The organism is Mesorhizobium sp. M7A.T.Ca.US.000.02.2.1 (assembly GCF_003996995.1).
Lineage (GTDB): Bacteria > Pseudomonadota > Alphaproteobacteria > Rhizobiales > Rhizobiaceae > Mesorhizobium.
Genome location: NZ_RZTT01000306.1, coordinates 1 through 7,414, shown reverse-complemented (window position 1 = coordinate 7,414; position 7,414 = coordinate 1). Strand labels below are relative to the sequence as shown.

The 7,414-nt window shown below is 62.4% G+C and carries 6 protein-coding genes; 4 read left to right on the top strand and 2 right to left on the bottom strand.

The features are described 5' to 3' along the window. The first annotated feature begins 223 nt into the window (after nt 1–223). From EOD15_RS24335 to EOD15_RS24320, 4 genes are all read left to right on the top strand, one after another. On the top strand, nt 224–1,603 hold the full coding sequence (locus EOD15_RS24335; RefSeq protein ID WP_127320787.1) for an aspartate aminotransferase family protein: 1,380 nt from the start codon (nt 224–226) through the stop codon (nt 1,601–1,603). Between the two features lie 132 nt (nt 1,604–1,735). Next, nucleotides 1,736–2,101, top strand: a complete 366-nt coding sequence (locus EOD15_RS24330; protein ID WP_023812284.1) for a hypothetical protein — start codon at nt 1,736–1,738, stop codon at nt 2,099–2,101. 81 nt (nt 2,102–2,182) lie between these two features. Next, nucleotides 2,183–2,827 carry a cytochrome c oxidase assembly factor Coa1 family protein gene (locus EOD15_RS24325; protein ID WP_127408904.1) on the top strand — a complete coding sequence of 215 codons (645 nt, stop codon included), beginning with the start codon at nt 2,183–2,185 and terminating at the stop codon, nt 2,825–2,827. Nucleotides 2,828–3,020: 193 nt separating this feature from the next. Then, a complete protein-coding gene (locus EOD15_RS24320) occupies nt 3,021–5,456 on the top strand; it encodes an FAD-dependent oxidoreductase (protein ID WP_127320788.1) in 2,436 nt (811 codons plus the stop codon). Nucleotides 5,457–5,786: 330 nt separating this feature from the next. Here EOD15_RS24320 and mmsB read toward each other — a convergent pair whose 3' ends face one another. Next, complete coding sequence (mmsB, locus tag EOD15_RS24315; RefSeq protein WP_245472879.1) at nt 5,787–6,698, bottom strand: 3-hydroxyisobutyrate dehydrogenase; 912 nt, start codon at nt 6,696–6,698, stop codon at nt 5,787–5,789. Continuing rightward, a partial coding sequence (locus EOD15_RS24310; RefSeq protein WP_185929056.1) for an acyl-CoA dehydrogenase family protein occupies nt 6,695–7,414 on the bottom strand: 720 nt, incomplete at its 5' end. The genes mmsB and EOD15_RS24310, both read right to left, overlap by 4 nt.

The window sequence follows — 7,414 nt, the reverse complement described above, 5'->3', positions numbered from 1 at the left end:
CTCCTCGACCAGCCTTTGCTCTAAGGTGGCTTCCATGGCTCTCGTCAGGATGTTGATTGACGCATTTGAGGCTCGCGCATTGCGGGTCGCGGTGACGCCGTCACCGCGTACGCTGCGCGCCGAGCTTTTGCGGCTGTGCGCCCGCATCGGCTATTCGCCACCTCTCTGCCTCTGAAGCATTCGCCCCCGGCTTGCCGGATAGAATCCAGAGGGAAGATCAGACATGACCTATCAGAATTATTCGCTGAAGCAGCTTCAGCAGATCGACGCCGCGCATCATCTGCATCCGTTCACCGACCATAAGGAAATGCGCGGGGCCGGGTCGCGCATCATCACCCATGCCAATGGCCCTTTCATCTACGATTCCGAGGGGGCTGAAATCCTCGATGGCATGGCCGGGCTGTGGTGCGTCAACATCGGCTATGGCCGTGACGAGCTGGCCGAGGCCGCCTATGCCCAGATGAAGGAACTGCCTTATTACAACTCCTTCTTCAAATGCTCGACGCCGACGCCGGTGCTGCTGTCCAAGAAGTTGGCGGAGATCGCGCCGAAGCACGTCAACCAGGTGTTCTATGGTTCGTCGGGCTCGGAGGCCAATGATACGGCACTGCGTCTCGTGCGCCACTATTGGGTGCTGGAAGGCCAGCCGGAGAAGAACCGCATCATCTCGCGCAAGATGGCCTATCACGGCTCGACCGTTGCCGGCACCTCGCTCGGCGGCATGGATGGTATGCACAAGCAGCTCAACGGTGCGGTGCCCAACATCGTCCATGTGATGATGCCCTACGCCTATGAATCGGCGCTGCCGGGAGAGAGCGACCATGATTTCGGCCTGCGCGCGGCCGGGGCTGTCGAGGAGGCGATCCTCGAAGCCGGCGCCGACAAGGTTGCCGCCTTTATCGGCGAGCCGGTCATGGGGGCCGGTGGCGTGAAGATACCGCCGGCGAGCTACTGGCCGGAAGTGCAGCGTATCTGCCGTAAATACGATGTCCTGTTGATGCTGGACGAGGTCATCACCGGTTATGGTCGCACCGGCGAGTGGTTCGCCGCCCAGACGCTCGGCATCGAGCCCGACACGATCACCACGGCCAAGGCGCTGACGTCGGGCTACCAGCCGCTGTCGGCATTGCTGGTCGGCGACCGCATCGCCTCGACGCTGGTCGAGAAGGGCGGCGAGTTCAATCACGGCTACACCTATTCCGGGCACCCGGTGGCCTGTGCCGTGGCGCTGAAGAATCTCGAGATCATCGAGCGGGAAGGGCTGGTCGACCGCGTCCGGAACGATACCGGTCCTTATTTCGCCAAGGCGTTGCAGGAGCGCATTGCCGGACATGATCTGGTCGGCGAGGTGCGTTCGATCGGCCTGATGGGCGCGATCGAGATCGTCAAGGACAAGGCGACCAAGGAGCGCTTCCTGCCGGCTGGAAGTGCGGCGGTAACCGTGCGCGATCATGCCATCGCGCACGGCATGATGCTGCGCGCTACCGGCGACACGATGATCCTGTCGCCGCCGTTGATCTGGACCCGTGATACGATCGATATGGCCTGCGATCGCATCTCGAAGGCGTTGGATCTGGCGCAAGCCGACCTGCGCAAGCGGTAGAATAGAACCCTCGACCGGGCGTTCTAGGAGCGCCCGGCCTCGAGAACATGCTGTGACTAGGAAACGCTTCTACCTCTAGAGCGTAAGGTGTGGGGCTGCGGCTGATTCGGCCGCGACAAGGGTTTTGTTTCCATGAGAAAGACCGGCAAGAGCCGACGGACGCAAGAAGCGGCCAGCATCGGCGGCGACCTGATGCTGGCGCCGCTGGTGGCGATGATGCGGCTGCCGTTGATGACCATGGATGGCGGGAGCAGTCAGCCATGGAGCACGGAGACCGCGCGTGCGGTAAACGAGAAGACCGCCGCTATGGCCGAAGGCGTGTTTGCGGCGCAAATGTCCTTCCTGCAATCGGCATCGCGGTTCTGGCCGGAAATCTTTTCGGGCCGCACGCCATCGCTGTTCAACGGGGTCGCGGCGGAGCGCTCGATCAGCGCCGCGCTGAAGCCGGCAAGCCGTGCCGTGAAAGCGAATTTTCGCCGGCTGTCCAACAAGACCTGACAGAAGTTGCAGAACTTTGATTTTGCGCATTGACGGGCGCATGCGCTAGAATCAGTCGATACGTCACCGATGGGGGACACGATGGCCGGACAACCGCTCAACCAGCCGGCTGAAATTCCAGCCGAACTCGACCGCTGGAACTGGGGCGCTTTCTTCCTCAACTGGATCTGGGGCATCGGCAACAGCACTTTCATCGCGTTGCTGGCGCTGATCCCTGTCGTCAACATCATCATGATCATCGTGCTGGGCGCGCGCGGCAGCCGCTGGGCCTGGCAGAACCGCGCCTGGCGTGACGCGGAACAGTTTCGCAAGACGCAGCGCAACTGGGCAATCGCCGGCCTTGCCGTCTGGGTTGTCGGGATTGGCGGCTGCGCGACGATGGTGGGCAGCATTCCCTACGTCCTGAAAGGCAGCGATGCCTACCACATGACGATGGACAGGCTTCGCGCCGACGACCGCGTCAAGGCGGCGTTGGGTGATGATTTGACCGACAGTTTCTGGGTCGGCGGCCATCTCAACGTCAATGCGAATGGGGCCGGCGACGCCCAGTTCGGCATTCCGTTCCACGGCGCCAAGGGCAAGGGCACGGCCTACTCGACCGCTGTCCGGACAGCCGGCACATGGAGCCTGCGCCTGCTGGTCGTCAGGGTCGAAGGAGCCGACGCGCCGATCGTGCTGATCAACGAAGATCATGTCCCGATCCCGAATGCTGCAATCGGAATATAGCGGGGCAAAACGCAAAAAAGCAGCCTAAACGCGGGCGCGAAGGCTGACAGTTCGGCCGGCTTTGTGGCCCAACAATCGGGTGACCACTGCTGCGTTCCAGACAAGGAAATATGCTGAAAAGCCGGATGCTGTCTGACAGTATGCGCATGCGTTCATGTGGACCGGTGGCAATTTCATACAAGGGCACGCGCATATGGTGAATTCCTTTCGTGCGGTCGTGGTTGGTGGCGGCTGTGTGGGTGCCGGCATTCTCTACGGCCTGGCAAAGCGCGGCTGGACCGATGTGGCATTGCTGGAGCGCACGCAGCTTACGGCCGGGTCGACATGGCATGCCGCGGGGCTCATCCCCTCTTACGCGCGCAGCCGCAATGTCGGCCGCATGATCGCCAGGTCGATCGAAATCTATGAGGGGCTGGAGGCGGAGACGGGCCAGAACGTCGGCTGGCACAAATGCGGCCAGCTGCGCATTGCCAACACGCGCGACAGGCTGGACGAGTACAGAAGCTACATGGACGTTGCCGAGGTCCAGGGTGTGCGGGCCCGGATCGTATCGCCCGCGGAAGCGCGAGAAATCTGGCCGCTGCTCGACAACAACAGCATGCTGGGTGCCCTTTATCATCCCGATGACGGCCACATCGCACCCGCCGATGTCACCCAGGCCATGGCCAAAGGTGCACGCGACCTCGGCGCGAAGATCCATCTCGATACCGAGGTTGTGGGCTTCGAACGCATGCCGAGCGGCGAGTGGAGGGTCAAGACCTCACGCGGCGAGATCGTCTGTGAACATGTCATCCTTGCAACAGGCAATTACGCCCGCCAGACCGGCGCCATGCTTGGCCTGGACATCCCCGCGATCCCGATCCTGCATCAGTACTGGATCACCGAGGCGGTCCCCGAAATTGTGGAACGCAAGCGGCTTGGTCTTCCGGAAATGCCGATCCTCAGGGACGAGGGTTACGAGGGCTATCTGCGCGAAGAAGGCGACGGGCTGATGTTCGGTCCCTACGAGCGCACCGAGCAGCTCAAGCTGTTCGCTGAAAACGGCGTCCCGGAATGGTTCGGCGCCGATCTGCTCGATGAGGATTTCGATGCCGTGTCCTGGAACTGGGAACGCGCGACCGAACTGGTCCCCGCGCTCGGACGCGCCGGCATCAAGCGGAATGTGCGAGGACCTTTCCAGATGACGGCCGATGAACTGCCGCTGATGGGGCAGGCGTGGGGCCTGGAGAATGTCTGGGTCGCCGAAGGGGTGCCGGGAGGCATCCTTTGGGGTGGTGCGATTGGCTATTACCTCTCCGAACGGATCGTGGAGGGTGGCAACAGCATCGACACGGCGGAGCTGGACCCCCGCAGGTTCGGCCGATATGCTAACAAGAACTGGACCCGGGCAAAGGTCCGGGAGGCCTGGGGCACCCACGCCGTACAGCACTATCCAGGCCAGGACATGCCGGCGGCGCGACCGCAGAAAACGGCCCCTTCCTATGACCGTCTAAGCCAGCTCGGCGCGGTGTGGGATGTGTTGAACGGCTGGGAGATGCCGAGCTGGTTTGCGCCTGCCGGTGTCGAAGCGCGCAATGTCTACAGCTGGCGCTGGACCCCCAAAGGGAACCACGTCGCCGCGGAGGTGCAGGCTGTCCGCCAGGCCGCTGGGCTGGTCGAGATGACTCCCATGACCAAGTTCGAGGTTAGCGGGCCGGGCGCCAAGGGCTGGCTCGACGGAATCCTGGCCAACAGGCTGCCTCGTCCCGGTCGCGTAGCTCTTGCCCATCACCTGACGCCGGCCGGCTGCGTGCAGGCCGAATATGTGGTGGCGCGGCTGCAGAGCGAGCTGTTCTATCTCATATCGACGCCGCGCGCCGAGCGCTGGAACCTTGACGATCTCAGCCGGCTGTTGCCGAAGGACGGCAGCGTGCATCTGCGCAACGTCACGGAGGATCGCGGCAGCTTCACGTTGGTTGGGCCGAAGGCGCGCGACATATTGCAGCCGCTGACGGAGATCGACCTCTCCAATGAAGCCTTTCCATGGTTCAGCGTGCAGTCCGGCACCGTCGGCATGGCCAGCGACGTACGGCTCCTGCGCGTCAACTATTCGGGCGAACTGGGATGGGAGCTCTATCATCCGCTCTGCTATCAGCGGCATTTGCTGGATGCGCTCCTGGCATCGGGAGAGGCACACGGGCTGAGGCTGGCCGGACTTCAAGCGCTGGAATCGCTTCGTCTCGATAAATCCTACCGCGCCATGTATCGCGACATGAACTCCGAATTGTCAGCCTGGGAAAGCGGCCTCGACCGATTCATCAGCCTCGACAAAGGGGACTTCATCGGCCGCGCGGCACTGGTCGCAAAACAGAAGCAGGTGACACGCCGGATCGCCACGCTGTCGATCGATACCGAAGGTGCGAGTGCGTTCGCCTTCGAGGGCGTCTACCGTGAAGGCGAGCTCGTCGGCCACATCACCTCGGCGGGCTACTCCTACACTTTCGGTCACGACATCGCACTTGCGCTGTTGCCCCTGGCACTTGTGTCGCCCGGCACCGAACTCGAGGTGTCCATCCTCGGCGAGCGCCGCGCGGCCAAGGTGATCGCCGACTCGCCCTATGATCCGGAAGGCGCCCGCGGGCGCATGTGAGGCATCCCGGAGTACAGTTTCCGGGTTTATCGATGTCTCAAAACGTGCTGCAGGGCAAAATGCAAAAACCGCGCTCCATCAGGAACGCGGCTTTGCCAGATACGCATGGCGCTTCGCTACGCAAACACTTTGCGAAACCTATGGCACTTGTCGAACTTACGGGCTCCGGTACGCGAGACCTGATCCGGAGCGCCGGGCGGATGAGATATGTCCGCCTCGCAGTCCGTTTTATAGGGACATCGTTACCGCGGAGTTATCGAGAGCTTAAGCAAATCTAAATTTGCACTTTTTCCACCCAAGGAAACCGGAAAAACCCGGCAAATCCGGGGGTTACGCTGGGTTACCCCTGAGAAAATTAATTATGCCGGAGAAATCGACCCCGCCATGTCCCTGGGCGTTGAATAAGGCATAGAGCTGGGCTGCTTCGGCACCAAGCGGCGTTACAGCACCCGCACCATACGCGGCTTCCTGGGACAATTTCAGGTCTTTCAGCATCAGTGCCGCTGCAAATCCTGGGTTGTAGTCCCTGTTTGCGGGCGAAGTCGGCACCGGCCCGGGCACCGGGCAGTAGGTGGTCAAGGACCAGCACTGGCCGGAGGAGGTCGAGGCGACGTCGAACAGCGCCTGGTGTGACAGGCCGAGCTTTTCCGCCAGCACGAAGGCTTCGGCGACACCGATCATCGAAATGCCGAGGATCATGTTGTTGCAGATCTTTGCCGCCTGGCCGGCGCCGTCGCCGCCGCAATGGACGATGCGACCGGCCATCGGCTTCAGGATCGGCTCGGCAGTTGCAAAGGCGTCATCGGAGCCTCCGGCCATGAAGGTCAGCGTGCCGGCCGCGGCACCGCCGGTGCCGCCCGAGACCGGTGCATCGATCGACGACAGCCCGTGCTTCCTGGCGACGGCATGGGCCTTGCGGGCTGACTCGACGTCGATGGTCGAGGAATCGATAAAGAGTGCGCCTTGCTTGGCCTTGAGCGCGATGTCTTCGTAGACGGAGAGCACATGCTTGCCGGCGGGAAGCATCGTAATCACCACATCGGCATCCTTCACCGCGGCAACGGCATTAGCCATCACTGTCACGCCATGCTCTCGGGCGACGGTGAGGTTTTCCGGCACAAGGTCGAAACCATTCACCGCATGCCCTGCCTTGACCAGGTTAGCGGCCATCGGATTACCCATGTTCCCTAGGCCGATGAAGGCAATGGTGGTCATCGATTTCTCCTGATTTGTTGCCGTCAGCGGCCAATTAATGCCCGCGCGATGATGACGCGCATGATCTCGTTGGTGCCTTCGAGGATCTGGTGCACCCGCAGGTCCCGCACCAGCTTCTCGATGCCGTAGTCGTGCAGGTAGCCATAGCCGCCGAGCAGCTGCAGTGCGTCGTTGGCGACATTGAAGCCGGTATCGGTGACGAAGCGCTTGGCCATCGCCGACCATTTGCCGGCGTCCGGCGCCTTGCGGTCGAGCTTCGCGGCGGCGGCATAGAGGAAAATACGCGCCGCCTGCAGTTCGGTCTCCATGTCGGCCAGCCTGAACTGCAGCGCCTGGAACTGGTTGATCTTCGAGCCGAAGGCCTTGCGCTCGGCGGTGTAGGAAAGCGCCTTGTCGAGCGCCGACTGCGCGCCGCCCAGCGAACAAGCGGCGATGTTCAGACGGCCGCCGTCGAGCCCGGCCATGGCGATGCCGAAACCCGCACCTTCGCCGGACAAACGGTTCTCCGCCGGCACCTTGCAATCCTCGAAGATGACCTGGCGGGTCGACTGCATATGCCAGCCCATCTTGTGCTCGTCGGCGCCGAAGGAGAGGCCTGGCGCATCTCTGGGCACGACGATGGTGGAAATGCCTTTCGGCCCTTCAGTGCCGGTGCGCACCATGACGGCGTAGACATCGCTGTCGCCGGCGCCCGAGATGAACTGCTTGGTGCCGTTGAGGACATAGTCGCCGCCGCTCTTCAC